We start from the raw sequence: 19160 nt of genomic DNA, 5'->3' as shown, positions 1-19160 counted from the left end.
TTTCCCTACATTACCTAATCCTAAAAGTGCAATTTTTACTTTTTTCATAAATATCCCCCTTTGTTTTTAATGCCCCAAACATTAATTTTATTATACCCAATTTTTAGAATCTTTTCTATATTTTAAACCAAATTATGAATTAAGATTTATGAATGATGAATTTATGATGAAACTCAAAGAGTTTCTTAAATAATACTTTTTCTAAACTCCTTTTAGAAGTTTATTCCCCAACTCATAATTCATCACTCATAATTCATCATTATAATAAAAAATCACTTTGAAATAATGAAATTTCAAAGTGATTTTTTTATTATCTATCTCTTTCCTGCATCAAATGGTTCTCCAGCTGCTTTTGGAGCTTGAGTTGACTTAGAGAATATTATAAGCGCTATTAATGTAACTACATAAGGGAATACCTTTAATACTACTAGAGGTATTTGTTGTAATTGAGGTATTACTTGAGAAACATTTGCTAATGTTGAAGCAAATCCAAAGAATAATGTTGCTCCTAAAATTCCAAGTGGTTTCCATTGTCCAAAGATTAATGCTGCTAAAGCTAAGAATCCAAGACCTGCAACACTTCCATTAAACTCTCCTGAATAAGTAACTAAGATTATGCATCCACCTAAAGCTGATAAAGCTCCTGAAATCATAACTCCAAAGTATCTCATCTTTGTAACGTTAATCCCTGCTGCTTGCGCTGCTTGTGGATTTTCACCACATGCTCTTAATCTCATACCAAAAGCTGTCTTATATAATAAGAATGTGCTTACAGCTAATATAACAAGTACTAACCATGTTGTAGCATAAGTTCTTGTAAAGAATAATGGTCCTAATACTGGTATATCTTTTAATACACTTATACTTTCTGGTACAAATCCCATAGTGATTCTTATATTACCACTACCAGTAATATTTCTTGCTAAGAATACTGTTAAAGCTCCTGCCACCATATTTATAGCTGTACCACTAATTACTTGGTCTGCATTTAAATTAATGCTGGCAAAGGCATGTAATATTGAAAATAATGCTCCAACTAAAGCTGCTACTAATAAACCAATCCATAAGGCACTGCCAACACCAGCTGCTTGAAGCTTAGATATAGTTAAAGCTCCTGCAAAAGATCCAACTATCATAAATCCATCTAAACCTATGTTAATTATACCACTTCTTTCACAGTATAATGCACCTAAAGCTGTAATTAACATTGGTATTGTATAAGCTATTGCATAAGGAAAAATTTTAACTAATATATCCCACATTATTTTTCCACCGCCCTTTCAGTAGTTTCACTTGCTACCGCTTTTTTCTTTTCTTCTTTTGTTTTCTTAAATTTCTTTATTACCTTGTCCATAATCATGCTTGTAGCAGCAAAGTATATAATTGTTGCTATAATTGTATCTGCAAGTTCTGGTGGTACTTTAACATTAGCATTCATAAATCCTTTACCAACATAAAGAACTCCAAAGAATAATGCTGATAATAATACTCCAAATGGTGTGTTATTACCTAATAAAGCTACTGCTATACCATCAAATCCTTGTGAAGGCATAACCCCTATTTGCATAACTTGTGAGTTACCCATATATTGAACAACCCCTGCAAGACCTGCAAGTGCTCCTGCAATCATCATTGATACAACAATGTTTCTATTTACTGGCATACCTGCATATTCTGCACCAAACTTATTATATCCAACGGCCTTTAGTTCATATCCTAAAACTGTCTTATTAAGTGTAAACCAAATAATTGCTACAGCTGTTATTGCTAATAATATACCAAGGTTTATGTATGAACCTCCAAACATACTTGAAAGCCAATCAGCCTTTAATGTAGCTCCTTGTGCAAGCTTTGCTGATTCTGTTTCTGTAGTTCCCTTTAAGTATTGTGGAACCATGTAATATACTATCCAGTACGCAGTCCAGTTCATCATGATTGATGAAACAACTTCATTAACATTAAATAATGCTTTTAAAAGTCCTGGTATTGCTGCCCATAAAGCCCCAGCAATTATACCACATGTAACCATTAAAGGTATTAATATTGGTGATGGTAAATCTACTAAAATACCTATTGCTGTTACTGTAAATCCACCTGCTAACATTTGTCCAGGAGTACCTATGTTGAATAATCCAGTTCTATTTGCAAAAGCAACCGATAACCCTGTTAAGATTAAAGGTGTAGCCGTTGCAATTGAATTACCAATTCTCTGAGTATTCATTAACCCACCTTTGAAAAGATAAGTATATCCATCTACTGGGTTATAACCCATAGATAACATTAATAAAAATCCTGCAAATAATCCTAAAACTATTGCCATAAGAGATTTTAACAATTGATTCTTATGCACTAAGCTTCCTCCTTCTTTACGCCGGCCATCATTAAACCAACTTCATTTTCATTTGTTTCATTAGCATTAACTATACCTACTAATTCACCATTGTTTACTACAGCAATCCTATCTGATACATTTAATACCTCATCAAGCTCAAGTGATACTAAAAGCACAGCTTTTCCTAAATCTCTTTGTTCTACTAATCTCTTGTGTATATATTCTATAGAACCAACATCTAGCCCTCTTGTAGGCTGAACAGCTATTAAAAAGTCTGGATTTGATTCAATTTCACGTCCAATTACACCTTTTTGCTGATTACCACCTGATAAAGATCTTGCTATAGATTGTCCACCTTCACCACTTCTAACATCGAAAGTTTCTATAATCTTATTAGCATATTCTCTTATCTTTGCTCTATTAATTAAGCCATTCTTAGAAAACGGGGCTTTTTTATATGCCTTTAATACCATATTATCTTCCATTGTATAATCAAGGATTAATCCTCTCTTGTGTCTATCTTCTGGAATATGTGCCATACCTTCATCGATTCTTTCGCGAATAGATTTTTTTGTTATATCTTTATTCTTAAATTCTATTATTCCTGATTCAACTTGTCTCATACCAGTTAATGCTTCAACTAATTCAGTTTGTCCATTACCTTCAACACCAGCAATACCTACTATTTCTCCTGCTTTTACGTCTAATGAAAAATTCTTCAGACCTAAAACCTTCTTGTTATTCTTAACAGAAATATTCTTTATGCTTATAACAGTTTCTTTCGGTTTAGCTTCAGTTTTTTCTACTTTAAATGATACTTCTCTACCAACCATCATTTTAGCCATTTCTGCTTCAGTAGTATCTTTTACATCAACTGTTCCTATGTATTTACCTCTTCTAATAACTGTACACTTATCAGCAACAGCTTTAATTTCCTTTAATTTATGTGTTATAATGATTACAGATTTACCTTCTTTTGTCATTCCTTTTATAATTGAAAGCAATTCCTCAATTTCACTAGGTGTTAATACTGCCGTTGGCTCATCAAATATTAATACATTTGCATCTCTGTATAACATCTTAAGTATTTCTACTCTTTGCTGCATCCCAACTGAAATATCTTCAATCTTTGCATATGGATCTACATTTAATCCGTACTGCTTAGATAATTCTTCAATTCTCTTAGCAGCTGTTTTAATATCTACTACTAAACCTTTTTTTGGTTCACACCCTAGAATTATATTTTCAGTAACTGTAAAGTTGTCCACAAGTTTAAAGTGTTGGTGAACCATCCCAATTCCTAAGTCATTTGCTATATTAGGATTAGAAATCTTCACTTCTTTACCTCTTACCTTTATACATCCTCTATCTGGTTTATACATACCGAACAACATTCCCATAAGTGTTGATTTTCCGGCTCCATTTTCCCCTAAAAGAGCATGTACTTCTCCTTCTTTAAGTTGAAGTGTTATATTATCATTCGCCACTATTCCTGGAAACTCTTTACGGATATTAAGCATCTCTACTACATATTCCATGGATATCCTCCTCAAACTAAAAATATTTACTCTCTCTATTCAGCTACGTTCACAATTGCATTTTCTTATGCGAAACTTTACTTAATTATACTTCAAATAATTCGTATTTTCAACTTTTTTTATCTATTTCCCCTTGAAAACTTAATTATTTTTGAACATTTCTTAATATTTACTTTTGCTTTTTAAAACATTCTTAGTGTTTTATAAATATTTATACAAAAACAACCACCATAAAACGACAATCAGTAATTCAACTTCATAATGGCAGATAAAAATGCATCCAGTTTTACAACTGGATGCAAATATATACATATATTATACTTCTGGCTTAACTACTATTTCATCATTCTTTATAGCTTCTAAAACTTCTTTAACTTTTTCAACTGTTGAATCGCTTAAGTTTGGATTTTCTGCTGGTATACCAATACCATCATTTTTAGCATTGAATGTTATAGTTTGTCCACCTGGGAAATTGCCATTTAATTCTTCTTCAATCATTTGGTAAGCTGCTGCATCTATCTTCTTAACAGCTGAAGTTAATATTACAGATGTTCCATCTGATTTTAAACCTTCATTGTATTGATCTGTGTCAACACCAATTACCCATACACCTTCTCTAGTTTTAGCTTCAGTAATAACACCGTTTCCTGTTCCACCTGCACAAGCAAATATAGCCTTTACACCATTATCATACATAGTTGCTGCTAATTGTTGTCCTAATGCTGCATCAGCAAATGATCCTGAGTAAACTATATTCTCTTCCTTTAAAGTTACTGCTGTACCAAGCTTTTCGTTAGCATAAGCTACACCTTGTTGGAATCCAACATCAAATCTTTGTACTGAAGGTATTTCCATACCACCAATGAATCCTAAATCACCAGTTTGTAATTCTAATGCTGCTGCAACTCCTGCTGCAAATCCTGATTCTTGTTCAGCAAAGAATATTGAAACTGTATTATCTGCTACTAAAGCATTTCCATTTCCATCATTTGGCTCACCATCGATGATTACAAATTTAGCATCGCTGTATGTTTCTTGTGCTGAATATATAGCTGTTTCAAATTTAAATCCTGGACAAACTATAAACTTAAAATCTGCATCATAAAGATTTTGGATTTCTGTTAAATAATCTACTTCTGTTTCACCAGCTGGTTGCATGTAATTTCTTTCAATTCCTAATTCATTTTCAGCTAGTCCAATTCCTTCCCAGCTTCCTTGGTTAAATGATTTATCATCTATTGTTCCTGAATCTGTTACCATACCTACTTTTAAAGTTGCCTCTTCATTGCTTCCGCCTTCATTGCTTCCACATCCTACTAACCCTGTTACCATTAAAGTTGAAAGAGCTAATGCTATTGATTTCTTTTTCATAATTTTTTCCTCCTAAGCTTTTTTCCATAAGTTATATTTTTTAAATACTTCTATATGAAAACCCATGTCACTTATCAGACTAAATTAACATGTATAACTTAGTTACATTTAAGTTAAATATATAAATTAGCATTTTATATCCTTATTATGTATTAAGTCATATACAATTAATTTTACCCATAGTTTAGAAATTTTAGGTTTCCAGTAGAAACATCCCCCCATATTAGGGATTTATACGAGTAATCACAGTTCTCTTGTTCCGAACTATACCTTTATTATAATTCAAAACATTCGTAATATCAACACATTTTTTCATTTTTTTATTAATTTACCCAAAAGATAATAATATATACATATTTTTACAACATAATTCTTCTTTATTCTCCCTAACTCACAACTATAACTTTAATTTTTCATAAATATAAAAAAGGCAAATCCATATGGATTTACCTTTTTATTTATTATAATTCTTCTTTAACTTCTATTTCACCATTTTTAATAGCTTCTAATACTTCATTAACTTTTTTCACAGTTTCTTCACTTAAGTTTGGATTTTCTGCTGGTATACCAACACCACCATTAGCTGCATCTAATATTAAAGTTTGTCCACCTGGGAATTCACCATTTAATTCTGCTTGTACCATATTGTATGAAGCTTTTTCAACCTTCTTAACAGCAGAAGTTAATATTACTGAAGTTCCATCTGGTTTAATACCTTCAGAATATTGGTCTGAGTCAACACCTATAACCCATGCACCTTCTCTAGTTTTAGCTTCTGTTATAACACCTGTTCCAGTTCCACCAGCTGCAGCAAATATAGCTTTTACACCTCTATCATACATTGTTGCTGCTAATTGTTGCCCTAAAGCTTTATCAGTAAATGATCCTGAATATACTATATTTTCATCTTTTAATGATACTGATGTTCCATATTTTTCATTGGCATAAGCTACACCTTGTTGGAATCCAGCATCAAATCTTTTAACTGGACCTGTTTCCATACCACCTACGAATCCTAAATCACCAGTTTGTAATTCAACTGCTGCTGCAACACCTGCTGCAAATCCTGCTTCTTGCTCTGCAAAGAATATTGAAACTGTGTTATCTGCCACTAACCCATTTCCATTTCCATCACTTGGTGAAGCATCTATTAATACAAACTTAGCATCACTATATTTTTGTTGTGCTTCATATATAGCCGTTTCAAATTTAAATCCTGGACATACTATAAACTTAAAGTCTGCATCATAAAGATTTTGAATTTCTGTTAAATAATCTACTTCTGTTTCACCAGATGGTTTTAAATAATTTTTTTCAATTCCTAACTCTTCTTCAGCTTGTCCAATTCCTTCCCAAGTTCCTTGATTAAAAGATTTATCATCTATTGTTCCCGAATCTGTTACCATACCAACTTTTAAAGTTGATTCAGCTTTATTTTCTCCCTCACTGCTATTTCCACATCCTACTAATCCAGTTACCATTAAAGCTGATAGTGCTAATGCGATTGATTTCTTCTTCATAATTTTTCCTCCTAAGTTCTTATCAACATTTTTGTCACTTCTTAGGAAAACCTACCTACCTGTAAGGCAAAATCAAATATGTATAATTTTATATACACTTAACTACTCATAGTTAGAAATTTTAGGTTTCCTGTAGAGACATCCCACCATATTAGGGACTTATACGAGTTTTTTCTTTTAGTTCAAATTTCCCAAACGAACTATATGTGTATTATAATAAATATAATTCGTTATTTCAACACTTTTTTCTATTTTTATCTATTTTCTTTATTCCTGCTAAAAAACATCAAAAAAAGACGCATTAAATTTTCATAACTAAATTTAATGCGTCAAAATTCAACATAATTCATATAAGAGTTCACATATATCAAGTTCACTCATAGCTCGGAAATTTATTGGTTTCCTGTAGAGACATCCCTCCATATTAGGGATTTATATGAGTTTTTTCTTTTTTCATTTATTAATATATTTTTATTGATTAATTATCTTATTAAATCACCTTGCTCATCACTTACAGTAACTTCACCATTTTTCATTTTCTCTAATATTTCATTTACTGTTTCAACTACTGATGAATCTAAATTTGGATTTTCTTCAGGTATACCAACACCATTATTGTTTACACTATAAACAAGAGTTTTTCCACCTGGGAATTGATCATTGATAGCTGCTTCTATCATATCAAATGAAGCATTATTTATCTTTTTCACTGCTGAAGTTAAAATAACTGATTTTCCATTTGCTTCATCATATATTCCATCTTCATATTGATCTAAATCCACACCTATAACCCATACATTTTCACCTAAAGCTGCTCTTTGTTTTGCTTCAGTTATTACACCATTTCCAGTAGCTGCTGCTGATTGGAATATAGCTGTAACTCCTCTATCATACATTTGAGCTGCTAATTGTTGCCCTAGAGCTGCATCTGTGAAAGAACCTGAATAAACAACATTTTCTTCCTTTATAGATACATTTGTACCAAGATTTTCGTTAGCATATGTAATACCTTGTTGGAATCCCCAGTTAAATTTTTGAACTGATGATACTTCCATTCCACCTATAAATCCTAATTCTGCTTCTTTTAATTGAAGCGCTGCCGCTAACCCCGATAAAAATCCTGCTTCATGCTCTGCAAAGAATATTGATACAGTGTTTTCTGCCACTAGCGAATTTCCTTGTCCATCATTTGGTGAACCATCAATTATTACAAATTTAGCATCTTGGTATTTTTCTTGCATTGAATAAATTGAAGTTTCAAACTTAAACCCTGGACATATTACCAAATTGTAACCTGCATCATATAAGTTACCTATTTCAATATTATACTCTGCTTCTGTTTCACCAGCTGGCTTTAAGTAGTTTATTTCAACACCTAATTCCTCTTCTGCTTTTTCTACACCTTCCCAAGTTCCTTGATTGAATGACTTATCATCAATATCACCAGCATCAGTAACCATACCAACCCTTATCTGATCTTTTGATGTTTCTTCACCTGTAGATGAACAACCTATCATAGAACCTGCAACTACTAAAGAAAGCATGCACGCTAAAATTCTTTTTTTCATTCTTTGTTTCCTCCTTATTATAGAGAACCACATATATATGAACATACGAACTATATTGTGATTATACATTTTATATTTCGTTTTTTCAATATGTTTTTTGTAAAAAGTTAGATTTTTTAACTTTTTATGAGTTAAAATCATAAAAAAATACAAACTTTTTCTTAAATTCATCAATATTATTCGTCATATTTTTAACCGCTACATATACTAATTTAGTTGCAGAAAAAGAGCTAGAAGAAATCTTCTAGCTCTAATTGATTTTTAATTACATATTATTCAGCTCTAACTGAAATTTCACCATTCTTTACAAGTTCGTATACTTCACTAACTTTAGCAATAGTATCTTCACTTAAGTTTGGATTTTCTTCTGGTATTCCTACACCATCATTTGAGGCATCAAATACTATTGTTTCGCCGCCATTAAATTTACCTGCAAGTTCTGCTTCAATAATTTGGTATGCTGCTTCATTAACCTTTTTTATTGCTGAAGTAAGAACTACTGATTTATTATTTTCAACATCATATATTCCATCTTCATATTGATCTGAATCAACACCAATTACCCAAGCTTCTTTTCCTGCTGCCACTTGTGTCTTAGCTTCATTTATTGCACCAATTCCTACTGAACCTGCTGCAACAAATATTGCTTTAACTCCACTATCATACATTTGAGCTGCTAATTGTTGCCCACCTGCAACATTACTAAAAGTACCTTCATAAACTACATTTTCTTCCTTTAGAGAAATGCTAGTCCCTAAATTTTCATTAGCATATGCTATACCTTCAGCGAAACCAATTTCAAATCTTTGAACTGCTGGTATTTTCATACCACCTATAAATCCAAAGTCTCCTTCACCGATTTCTAAGGCTGCTGCAACTCCCGCAATAAATCCTGATTGCTCTTCTGCAAAATAAATTGAAACTGTGTTATCTGCAACTAAGCTATTTTCTCCTCCATCATTTGGAGTTCCATCTAAAATTACAAATTTTGCATCTTCATATTTTGCTTGAGCTTCATAAATGGCTGTTTCAAATTTGAATCCTGGTGTGATTATAAAATCATACCCAGCATCATAAAGATTTGCTATCTCTGTAGCATAATCAGCTTCTGTCTCTCCTGCTGGTTGCATATAAGTGCTTGATATACCAAACGCTTCCTCAGCTGCTTGTATTCCTTCCCAAGTTCCTTGGTTGAATGATCTGTCATCAATAGTAGCAGAATCTGTTACCATCCCTACTTTTAATACATCATTTCCTTCACCTTCACTTGCTCCACATCCTACAAGTCCTGTAACCATTAATCCTGACATTGCTAATGCAATTAATCTTTTGTTCATATTTAATTCCTCCCTGTCGCAACTTTGCATCTCTGTACATATGCGAATAATCTTGTAAATTATACTTCACTTTCGTAAATTATGCAAAACAGTTAATGTAATTACATTAATATATTTACATCATATTCTTTTAGCCATATATTAAGTTGAATTAAATATGCTATAAGTTGTGGACCTGTCATCAATTGACCAAACCAAGGAGTAGTATATGATTTACCTTCTGTATCAACGATTTCTTTAACAACCTTCTTATCAATTAATTCTAAAATAGGAGACTGGTTATCACTTAAAATCTTATTCATCTCTTTACATACCATTTCTGTATATATAGGATTATGAGTTTTAGGATATGGACTTTTCTTTCTATATACTATATCTTCTGGTAATATTCCTTCTAAGGCTTTTCTTAGAATTCCCTTTTCCCGACCATGAAGAAGTTTTATCTCCACTGGAAGATTAAAAGCATACTCCACTATCCTAATATCTGCAAATGGTACCCTTACTTCTAAGCTATTATACATGCTACATCTATCTTTTCTATTTAATAGATTTACCATGAACCACTTTAAATTCAAATAGAACATTTCTTTCATTCTATAATTTTTCTTATCTTCATTTTCAAAATGTGGTACTTCCTTTAAAGTTTTTAAATATTCATACTGAGCACATTCTTCTATATTAAACTTTTTAATTTTTTCATTTAAAATACTTTTTCTCATTCCCACAGATCTGGACCAAGGAAAAGTTTCTGAATTTAGCATATCCTCATTAGTATACCATGGATATCCTCCAAAAATTTCATCAGCACATTCACCTGATAATCCTACCACAAAATCTTTTCTTATTTCTTTACAAAATAGTAATAGAGATGAATCTACATCTGCCATTCCAGGAATGTCTCTTGCTACGGTAGCATCTCTCAATGCCAACACCAAATCTTTATGATTTAGCACTACATTTTTATGATTGCTTTTAATAAATTCCGCCACCTTACAAGCCCAGTATTTATCTGAAGTAGGCTGAAACAAAGAAGATTTAAAATACTTCTCATTATCTTTATAATCAATAGAATAAGTGTCTAGCACCTTTCCCCTATTTCTAAATTCTTCTGCTGCTATTGCTGATATTGCCGATGAATCTAATCCCCCTGATAAAAAAGTACATATTGGTACATCACCTACCAATTGACGTTTTATTGCATCAACTACTAATGTTCTTACATGTTCTGCTGCTTCTTCCACAGTTTCTTTATTTTCTTCTAAACTAACCTTCCAATATTCCCACACTTTAATATTTCCCTTGCTTATAACCATACAATTGGCTGGTGCAATTTCTGAAATATTTTTGTAAATAGTTTTTCCTGGAGTTACAGCTGGCCCTAAAGCAAATAGTTCTGTAATTCCATCTCTATCAACTTGAGCCTTTACCATAGGATTTGCTAATATTGCCTTTATCTCCGATGCAAAAATTATATTTTTATTATTAATAGAATAAAATAAAGGTTTTACTCCCATTTGATCTCGTGCTAAAAATACTCGTCCCTTATCTTCATCATAAATGGCAAAAGCAAATATACCATTAAACTTCTTTATGCATTCTACACCCCATGCTATATAAGCCATTAATAGTACTTCTGTATCACTGTAAGAATCAAAAGCATATCCTTCTTCTAAAAGATTTTTTCTTAATTCCTCAGTATTATACAATTCGCCGTTATACACTAAAACATATTTACTTCCATGAATTATTTTTATCATTGGCTGCTTTCCACCTTCTGGGTCAACCACTATCAATCTCCTATGCCCCAAAAGCACATTTTCACTTTCATATATGCCTTCACTATCAGGGCCTCGCCTTTCTAATTTTTCAGTCATTTTTTTAATAATTGTGCTATTTGATTTTAAATTTTCACCAAAATTTATCCATCCAGCTATACCACACATAATTTCACCTTCTCATTATTTTCATATAATACACAATTTATGCTTTAAAATAATCAGGGTGATTAATTTTAATTAACGCTACGCTAATTAACACTTCGTTAATGAACGCTACCGCTAATTAGTTAAGCCGCTTCGCTAATTAAAAGAATGAAAAATTAAAAATTGAGGATGAAATTCCTTGGGAAATTCCTTTTTTAATTATGAATTATGGATTATGAATGATGAATTAAGGTTGAAACTCCTTAGGGAGTTTCTGAAAATATATTTTTAAAGAATTTCGTAGAAATTCTCACCTTAATTTTTTACATGCTTGCATGCAAAATTTTAACTAGCTTATGAGCGTAGCAATATAAGCGTTTCATTAGCCATTTATGGCTACTTAACTAAGTGAATTAGCGGAGCGATATTCACTGTTTAATTAAATAATAAGGGGAATAGCCAGACGGCTATTCCCTTATTATTTTCTTTCATTTTTTATTGTTATTGTTAATGTTGTTATTAATCCTCCATATAAAACTATTGATCCTATAAAGAAGAATGTCATTGCTACTGGTGTCATATTATGCAACCTCACTTTCATTATCAAAACCTGTTATATCTTTATTTTTCCATGGCATTTTACTAACTAAAAGTGCACCTATTATTCCAATTCCTACAATAGCCCATCCATATGTTATTAGTTCAGCTGTTGAATACCCTCCATATGGTGTTTTAATTTCAGTAACTATACTACTTATTAACATAATTGCAAGTATTGTTGGTGTTATATATTTAATAGTAATATCCCACCATTTTCCTATGCTATAATAAGAAACTGAATTTGTATGCTTTCTAATAGTCTCTGGTTTAATTATCCATCCTATTACAAATGCTTCTAACAATCCAATAACTACTATTCCATAATTATTAACAAAGTTATCTATAATATCTAATAAGTAAAGTCCTGCTCTTGTGGCAAAAGCTATACTAACAACAAATCCTAATCCACATATTAAGCTTACTACTTTTTTTCTTTCCCATCCTGTTTTATCAATAACAGCTGAACTTACAGCCTCCACTAGAGATACTGATGAAGTTAAACCAGCAAATACTAAACATGTAAAGAATAATACTCCAAGTATTGTTCCCCATACTCCCATTAATCCAAATACTTTAGGAAAAACTATAAACGCTAGTCCTATTCCACCAGAAACAACTTCTTCAAATGGTAATCCTTGGCTTGATGCCATAAATCCTAATATTCCAAATACGCCTATAGCACATAAAAACTCAAATCCACAGTTTGCAAATGCTGTCATAAATGCACTATTATTTATATCACTTTTCTTTGGAAGATAACTTGAAAAAGTCATCATAATTCCCATTCCAACACTTAATGAAAAGAACACTTGTCCATAAGCTGCAATCCAAACTTGCGGTTCTAACATTTTACTCCAATCTGGTGTAAATAATTTATTTAAACCAATAGTTGCACCTTCTAATGTAACTCCTCTTATAACAATTATAATCATTATAACTATTAATAATGGTAATAATACCTTATTAAGTTTTTCTATACCACCTTTTACACCTTTGTAGCATATGAACCAATTTACAGCCCATAAAATTGCAATTCCTATAAGTATTGGCCATATTATATAACCAAACTCAAATGCTGAACTTGAAGATTGAAGGAAATCATTATAAAAATATGAATTCGTATCATTTCCCCAGCCTTTTGTAAAACTTAATGTTAAATACTTTAATGCCCAACTTAATATCATCGAATAATAAGCTAATATAATAAATGCATTAATAGTTGGCCACCAACCAAGCCATTCCCATTTTTTATTTGCTCTAGCAATTGCTAAAGGTGTTGAACCTTTATATTTATGTCCCATTCCATACTCTAATATAAGTATTGGAATAGCTGCTGTAAATATAGCTACAAAATATGGAATCAAAAATGCTCCTCCACCATTTGTATATACTAAATAAGGAAATCTCCATATATTTCCTAACCCTACAGCAGATCCTACAGCTGCAAGAATAAATCCTAATTTACTACCCCACTGTTCTCTACTTTCTTTCATTTTTCATTCCTCCATTTTAACAATTTATCATATAATTAACCTTTTTATTATTAATTTGTTACGTTTTCTTTGTCTTTTCTATATAATATATCATTTAAACCATTTATGCAATACAAAATTACATTTTTGTTACATATATCTTGATTTTTTTATTACTTTATCAATGTATACGATTAAATTTTGATTATAATTAATTTTGTAGTGCTTTTTTATGATAAATTAATTATGTAATCTTTATAATTTTTGCTTTTTTATATAAAAAAAATTGATATGTATGCAAACATATCAATCTTATTAATTATATTATTAACTTTTCACTTTTAATTTCTTTTCCATAAATAATGCAACACCATCTTCGTCGCAACTTCCAATAACATCTGTGGAAATTTCCTTAACACTCTCCACAGCATTTGCTGTAGCATAACATTCATCTGCTAATTCAAACATTGGTATATCATTTAAATTATCACCAAAGCATATAAGCTTGTCATGCTCAATATAATCACTTAATAGCTTAATTCCATTTGCTTTAGATGCCTCTGCACTATAAGCCTCAAGGAAGTAACATCCTTTTTCATATATGTCTTCATAATATTCAACTGATATTTCATCTATCTTTTTAAGTTCTTCATATATTCCTTTTATCTTTTCGTATTTATCAAAAACTATAAAGTTAATTATTTTTGATTCCTTAATACTCTCTTGATAATTTTCAACTTTTAAGAAAGTCTTTTGTTTTCTATCAGCTCTTTCTTTATAAAAATTATATTCCCATGAATATTCAAATTCTTTATGATAAACCCATAAGTGATTATTTCTTATTCCATACACCATTGCGTTCTTATCAAATTTATTTAATATATCAAACACTTTATCTACTGTATCTTTTTCTATTTCTTTTATATTAATATACTTTTCTTCTTTAATATCATAAAGCAATACACCATTCATTAATACTGCTGGAAGTTTTAGATTTACATCTTGTAATAAATCTACAACCGTTGCAGGTGTTCTTGCCGTAGCAACTGTAAAGTTAACACCATTATCTATAAGCTTGTTCAAAATCTCAGTTGACTTTATAGATACCTCTTTATTACTATTTAATAATGTTCCATCTAAATCTGTAACAAATAATTCCATAATTTTTACCTCATACTTTATCTTTATAGTTACTTATTTTTTTCCTGCGGGTATTACATTATATACTATAAAGAATATAAATTCTAGTATTTTTTTTAAATTATGTCCTTTTTATTATATCATTTTTTGTTGAATAAAAAGTTAAGCAATTTTTTGCTTAACTTTTTTATAACTATTTTTCTTTTTCCCATGCAATCATAACATATTTTTTACCTGTTTCTTCTTCCATTATTGCTTCAACTTTTTTCACAGCTTGAAATTCTTTTTCATTTAATTCTGCTACTCTATAATGCATAACATCAACTCCCATATACGATTCTAATTTATTTTGCCCATATATATTTCTACTATTCTATAACAACTTTAATATATTCTTTATTTTTTATACCAATTACTGAGCGATTATTGCTAATATAGTCATCAATGATATCTATAGCTTCTTTTGTTATTACTTCACCAGGACATAAAAGTGGTATTCCTGGAGGATATGGTATTATAGCTTCACAGGCAATATTTTTATCTGCCTCATTTATCTTTATATACTTACATTCTTTTTTAAAAACCTCATAAGGTTCCAATACTTTTTTAGGAATAAAAGAATAATATTTAGAATAATTATCTTGTCTTATATCCTTAAGCTGCAAATTTTCAAATGATTTTAAGAGTTTCTTAAAATCATCATCATCATTTATAGGTGATAGTAGTAAAACTACGCCTGACGCAAAACTCATTTCACATTGTATTCTTTGCTCCCTTAAATACTCTAAAAGTTTATGACCACTGTATTCTTTTGACACCGTTACAATATATCGTGACTTATCAATGTCATAATCCTCTGCCAAATCCTCTTTGGATATTATATGAACTTTATTTAATGAATTAATTATACTTCTATACTTTTCTGCCTTATTTATAAGTCTTTCATATTCATCATAACCATATTCATCTAAATAATATCTTGCATAATCCAGCGATGACATAATAAGATATGATGGCGACGTAGTCATAAAAGTATTTAGATAAAATTCTACAGCATTATCATCTGTATTAGATAAAAGATATGATCCTTGAGTTAATGCTGGCAATGTCTTATGTGCACTTAAAACCACATAATCAGGAATTCCATAAATAGCTTTAGGTAACTTGTTATTGGCAATAAAATGAGCACCATGAGCGCTATCCACCACTATTTTTAATCCTCTTTTCTTTAAATCTAACAAAACTTCTTCAATATCATAAGTTATGCCAAAATAACTTGGATAAGTTAAAATAATTCCCTTTAAGTTTTCACACTGTTCTATGGCATCATAAATATTCTTTTTATCTGGTGGTAAAAATATTCCTAACTTTTCATCTATTAGTGGTTCAATATATTTAACTTTTAGTTTTCTTAAAATAAGTCCATTATAGATAGACTTATGGCAATTTCTTTCAACTAATACCTCATCACCTTCATTAAAGGCTGCAAAAATTGAACAAAGATTACCTCCAGTACTTCCATTAACCATAAAATATGCCTTTTTCACACCATATGTCTTTGCTAATAATTGCTGTGCTTCTAATATTATTCCTTCAGGTGCATGAAGGTTATCTAAAGGATCCACTTCTGTTATATCAAGATACCCCATGGTGTCTACAAATTCTTTTCCTATATTATCTTTTAAAAAGACCTTTCCACATTTATTTCCGGGCATTGAAAAAATCAAATTTTCTTCCTTTTTATATTTTAATACTTCATCTAAAAGAGGTGTTTTATTACTCATCTAAGTTCTCCATTCAATGTTTTTTCTATGATATTATAATATAGTTTCTTTCATTTGTTCACATTTTTTAGTAAGTTACTCACAAATATTACCTGAAAATAATTTAGCTATATATCTCTGCAGAGCTAAAGTCTACCTTAAAGTATCCTGGTTCTAACTCTCCTTTTACACCAGTATAAAGTTCATTACCAAAATAAATAGCAACTTTATCTACTCCTAAATTATAACCATAGGTATTAATTAGAGAATTTAACAATCCATCCTCAGTGCTACTACCTAAAGTTTCATCCAAAGTATAATCTGATGAAAACTCAACTTTTAAAACTCCATTTTCTACTTTAGCCGATGTTATTTCCACTTTATCACTAAGTGCTAAAAAATTATTATCATACTGCTCTGCTTTTTGTAGTTCTTTAGTAAGTGCTTTTATAACAGCCCTATCTTCAACAGCTATCTCCTTATCAATATAATATTGTTGCATATTAACACCATCAAAGAAAAAGAGTCTACATTTCATGGTTTTAATTTTAGATTTTTCACTGGAAGTATTGGTACTATCTACTCCATATGATATATACTCTATATGCTTTCCACCATTCAATCCATTATATTGGATAATATACTGAAAATCTCCCTGACTACTACTTCCCTTTATCTTATAACTTGGAGTCCCTTCTGGAATAAGTGTTTCAATATTTATAGCTTCATTAACCTTCATACTTTTTCGCTTATGAATCATTTCTTTTTCCTTTAATTCATCTTCACTATATTCAAGAGACCATATTTCCATATCAATACCATCAATAGCTGCCACAGCAACAATTCCTTCAGTTGTATCACCTAAAATAACAGTTTCGACATTATTTAAGCTACTGTACTCTTCATCTGTAATGTTATTAACAATCACTGCCACAGTATCATCAGTTATTTTATCTTGCCAAAAATAATCGGTTGCCAATTCTTTATTATTTTTAATTTCATTTTCTATATCATTAGAAATATCACTACTTATGTCACTAATAGTTCCTTCTGTGCTCTCCATCTGTTCTTCTGTATCTACTGAATTCTTTTCTATAAAACTATCTATTTTTTCACAACTTATAAAAAACAATAAGCACATAACCAATATAGACATTACTTTTCCTCTCTTACTCATAATCACTCCTCCTATTAAATTATTAACCTATATTATATTCTATGGAAAATACATTCTTATTAATACATATTTTACCACAGCATAATTGTTAACATAATCATGCCCCACCGTAAAACAGATAGTTTTCTAAATACAAAAAACACCAAAGGTTTTTATCTCTTTGGCATTTTTTATAAAAAAATATTCATATTATCTTGTTATTATTTCTACGCACTTATCTTTGAAGACTTTAGTGCTTACATTGATTAAATCTTCTTTATTTATTTTTTCTAAACCCTCAATTTCATCAAGATATAACTTATAATCACCAAACATAACATCATACATTGCTGTTGCATTAGATAATCTTATGCTTTGTTCTTCATTGAATAATCTCTTTAATTTCAAGCTTTTTACAAGGCTATTAATTTCTTTTTTAGATAATCTTTTTAATGTTTCTTCTAAATTCTCAAAAATACTCTCAATTGAATTTATTGCTTCTTGTACTTTTTCTTCTGCAGTACTGAAAGTAATTTTATATAATCCAATGCTGCTTTCATTGCTAATCCTAGTTAACACATCATAAACTAATCCCTTTTTAGTTCTTAAACTATCAAATAAAAGGGAATTAACACCTTCACCAATATACTGATTTAAAACTTTTAAAGCCTTTATTTCTTCATGACTTAAAGCACTAATATTATATGTAATTAAAACTTTTGCAGTATTAATACCATGTCTTTTATCTTTATAAGTCTTTCCTTCAGCCTTTTCACTTTCTTTTAAAGGTATTTTATATCCAATATTATTCCAACCACTAAAATATTTACTAACAAGATCAATTACCTCTTTAAAACTCTTTTGAGATATTATCACTATAGTTGTGTTTTTCGGGAAATAATATTTATTATAAAAATCTTTTACATCCTCAATGGTTATCTTTTCTAAAGATTCTTCTGTACCAATAATGGGATATTTTATTCTTCTCTCCTTATAACTATTAAGGAATAACCTATCTTCACAGAATTGTTCTACTTCTTCATCCCACTCTTTAAGTTCTTCCTTAATAACATCCATTTCTTCTTCAAAACCAGTATTTCCCAATGTAGTATTAATCAATAAATCTGCATATAATTCTATACCTTTTTCTAAATCCTCACTTAATAATGTTCCATAATATATTACATAAGGATAATTAGTCATGGCATTTTGAAAGCCAAAAATTTCACTAAATTCTTTATTTATTTCTGCTTCTGATCTATTGCTTGTACCCTTATATATCATGTGTTCTGTTACATGTGCAATCCCAAACTTCCCCTCTGTATCTCTTACTGCACCTGCATCTAGTGCAATAGATATAGATGACAACATGGAATCAGTACTTTTATACACAAGCTTTAAACCATTCTTTAATATATATTCTTGCATAATACCCCCTAAA

Annotated in this window: 15 protein-coding genes and 3 riboswitches; all 15 genes read right to left on the bottom strand. The window is 30.4% G+C overall.

The annotated features are described in order from the left end of the window. Positions 1–314: 314 nt before the first annotated feature. The gene (locus Q5O44_RS13375; protein WP_022168945.1) at positions 315–1262 is read right to left on the bottom strand and encodes an ABC transporter permease; all 948 of its coding nucleotides are present in this window, start codon (positions 1260–1262) and stop codon (positions 315–317) included. Continuing rightward, positions 1262–2350 carry an ABC transporter permease gene (locus Q5O44_RS13370; RefSeq protein ID WP_022168944.1) on the bottom strand — a complete coding sequence of 363 codons (1089 nt, stop codon included), beginning with the start codon at positions 2348–2350 and terminating at the stop codon, positions 1262–1264. The genes Q5O44_RS13375 and Q5O44_RS13370 overlap by 1 nt, the downstream gene beginning before the upstream one ends. Then, positions 2350–3870 carry an ABC transporter ATP-binding protein gene (locus tag Q5O44_RS13365; protein WP_022168943.1) on the bottom strand — a complete coding sequence of 507 codons (1521 nt, stop codon included), beginning with the start codon at positions 3868–3870 and terminating at the stop codon, positions 2350–2352. Before Q5O44_RS13365 ends, Q5O44_RS13370 begins: the two co-directional genes overlap by 1 nt. Positions 3871–4185: 315 nt before the next feature. Beyond that, positions 4186–5241: a BMP family protein gene (locus Q5O44_RS13360; RefSeq protein ID WP_022168942.1), complete on the bottom strand. Its 1056-nt coding sequence runs from the start codon at positions 5239–5241 to the stop codon at positions 4186–4188. A 160-nt stretch (positions 5242–5401) separates the two neighbouring features. After that, positions 5402–5500: riboswitch (purine riboswitch) on the bottom strand. A 202-nt stretch (positions 5501–5702) separates the two neighbouring features. Further along, complete coding sequence (locus Q5O44_RS13355) at positions 5703–6761, bottom strand: BMP family protein (protein ID WP_022168941.1); 1059 nt, start codon at positions 6759–6761, stop codon at positions 5703–5705. Positions 6762–6850: 89 nt separating this feature from the next. After that, a riboswitch (purine riboswitch) is annotated at positions 6851–6948 on the bottom strand. A gap of 173 nt (positions 6949–7121) precedes the next feature. Beyond that, positions 7122–7221: riboswitch (purine riboswitch) on the bottom strand. 22 nt (positions 7222–7243) lie between these two features. Further along, complete coding sequence (locus Q5O44_RS13350; protein ID WP_022168940.1) at positions 7244–8329, bottom strand: BMP family protein; 1086 nt, start codon at positions 8327–8329, stop codon at positions 7244–7246. Between the two features lie 272 nt (positions 8330–8601). Continuing rightward, positions 8602–9666, bottom strand: coding sequence for a BMP family protein (locus tag Q5O44_RS13345; RefSeq protein WP_022168939.1), 1065 nt, complete (start codon positions 9664–9666; stop codon positions 8602–8604). A 101-nt stretch (positions 9667–9767) separates the two neighbouring features. Continuing rightward, the gene (gene asnB / locus Q5O44_RS13340; protein ID WP_022168938.1) at positions 9768–11609 is read right to left on the bottom strand and encodes an asparagine synthase (glutamine-hydrolyzing); all 1842 of its coding nucleotides are present in this window, start codon (positions 11607–11609) and stop codon (positions 9768–9770) included. 457 nt (positions 11610–12066) lie between these two features. Next, positions 12067–12168, bottom strand: coding sequence for a MetS family NSS transporter small subunit (locus tag Q5O44_RS13335; protein ID WP_022168937.1), 102 nt, complete (start codon positions 12166–12168; stop codon positions 12067–12069). Position 12169: 1 nt separating this feature from the next. Further along, positions 12170–13681 (bottom strand): sodium-dependent transporter, encoded by a 1512-nt coding sequence (locus Q5O44_RS13330; RefSeq protein ID WP_022168936.1) that lies wholly within the window; start codon positions 13679–13681, stop codon positions 12170–12172. A gap of 306 nt (positions 13682–13987) precedes the next feature. After that, positions 13988–14821 carry a Cof-type HAD-IIB family hydrolase gene (locus Q5O44_RS13325; RefSeq protein ID WP_022168935.1) on the bottom strand — a complete coding sequence of 278 codons (834 nt, stop codon included), beginning with the start codon at positions 14819–14821 and terminating at the stop codon, positions 13988–13990. Between the two features lie 172 nt (positions 14822–14993). Beyond that, on the bottom strand, positions 14994–15116 hold the full coding sequence (locus tag Q5O44_RS13320) for a hypothetical protein (protein ID WP_022168934.1): 123 nt from the start codon (positions 15114–15116) through the stop codon (positions 14994–14996). A gap of 52 nt (positions 15117–15168) precedes the next feature. Beyond that, complete coding sequence (locus tag Q5O44_RS13315; protein WP_022168933.1) at positions 15169–16584, bottom strand: aminotransferase class I/II-fold pyridoxal phosphate-dependent enzyme; 1416 nt, start codon at positions 16582–16584, stop codon at positions 15169–15171. Positions 16585–16687: 103 nt separating this feature from the next. Further along, a complete protein-coding gene (locus Q5O44_RS13310) occupies positions 16688–17740 on the bottom strand; it encodes a GerMN domain-containing protein (RefSeq protein ID WP_022168932.1) in 1053 nt (350 codons plus the stop codon). Positions 17741–17929: 189 nt separating this feature from the next. After that, complete coding sequence (locus Q5O44_RS13305) at positions 17930–19147, bottom strand: pitrilysin family protein (protein ID WP_022168931.1); 1218 nt, start codon at positions 19145–19147, stop codon at positions 17930–17932. Between the last annotated feature and the right edge of the window lie 13 nt (positions 19148–19160).

It is taken from the genome of Clostridium sp. CAG:221 (assembly GCA_000435835.1).
Taxonomy (GTDB): Bacteria; Bacillota; Clostridia; order Clostridiales; family Clostridiaceae; genus Clostridium.
Note: the sequence above shows the minus strand (reverse complement) of the source record. Positions and strands in the feature narration are given on the sequence as shown.

Coding starts and splice junctions, on each gene's coding strand:
- Q5O44_RS13375 (WP_022168945.1), bottom strand. CDS start 1,262: ATGTGGGATATATTAGTTAAAATTTTTCCTTATGCAATAGCTTATACA.
- Q5O44_RS13365 (WP_022168943.1), bottom strand. CDS start 3,870: ATGGAATATGTAGTAGAGATGCTTAATATCCGTAAAGAGTTTCCAGGA.
- Q5O44_RS13360 (WP_022168942.1), bottom strand. CDS start 5,241: ATGAAAAAGAAATCAATAGCATTAGCTCTTTCAACTTTAATGGTAACA.
- Q5O44_RS13355 (WP_022168941.1), bottom strand. CDS start 6,761: ATGAAGAAGAAATCAATCGCATTAGCACTATCAGCTTTAATGGTAACT.
- Q5O44_RS13350 (WP_022168940.1), bottom strand. CDS start 8,329: ATGAAAAAAAGAATTTTAGCGTGCATGCTTTCTTTAGTAGTTGCAGGT.
- Q5O44_RS13345 (WP_022168939.1), bottom strand. CDS start 9,666: ATGAACAAAAGATTAATTGCATTAGCAATGTCAGGATTAATGGTTACA.
- asnB (WP_022168938.1), bottom strand. CDS start 11,609: ATGTGTGGTATAGCTGGATGGATAAATTTTGGTGAAAATTTAAAATCA.
- Q5O44_RS13335 (WP_022168937.1), bottom strand. CDS start 12,168: ATGACACCAGTAGCAATGACATTCTTCTTTATAGGATCAATAGTTTTA.
- Q5O44_RS13330 (WP_022168936.1), bottom strand. CDS start 13,681: ATGAAAGAAAGTAGAGAACAGTGGGGTAGTAAATTAGGATTTATTCTT.
- Q5O44_RS13325 (WP_022168935.1), bottom strand. CDS start 14,821: ATGGAATTATTTGTTACAGATTTAGATGGAACATTATTAAATAGTAAT.
- Q5O44_RS13320 (WP_022168934.1), bottom strand. CDS start 15,116: ATGCATTATAGAGTAGCAGAATTAAATGAAAAAGAATTTCAAGCTGTG.
- Q5O44_RS13315 (WP_022168933.1), bottom strand. CDS start 16,584: ATGAGTAATAAAACACCTCTTTTAGATGAAGTATTAAAATATAAAAAG.
- Q5O44_RS13310 (WP_022168932.1), bottom strand. CDS start 17,740: ATGAGTAAGAGAGGAAAAGTAATGTCTATATTGGTTATGTGCTTATTG.
- Q5O44_RS13305 (WP_022168931.1), bottom strand. CDS start 19,147: ATGCAAGAATATATATTAAAGAATGGTTTAAAGCTTGTGTATAAAAGT.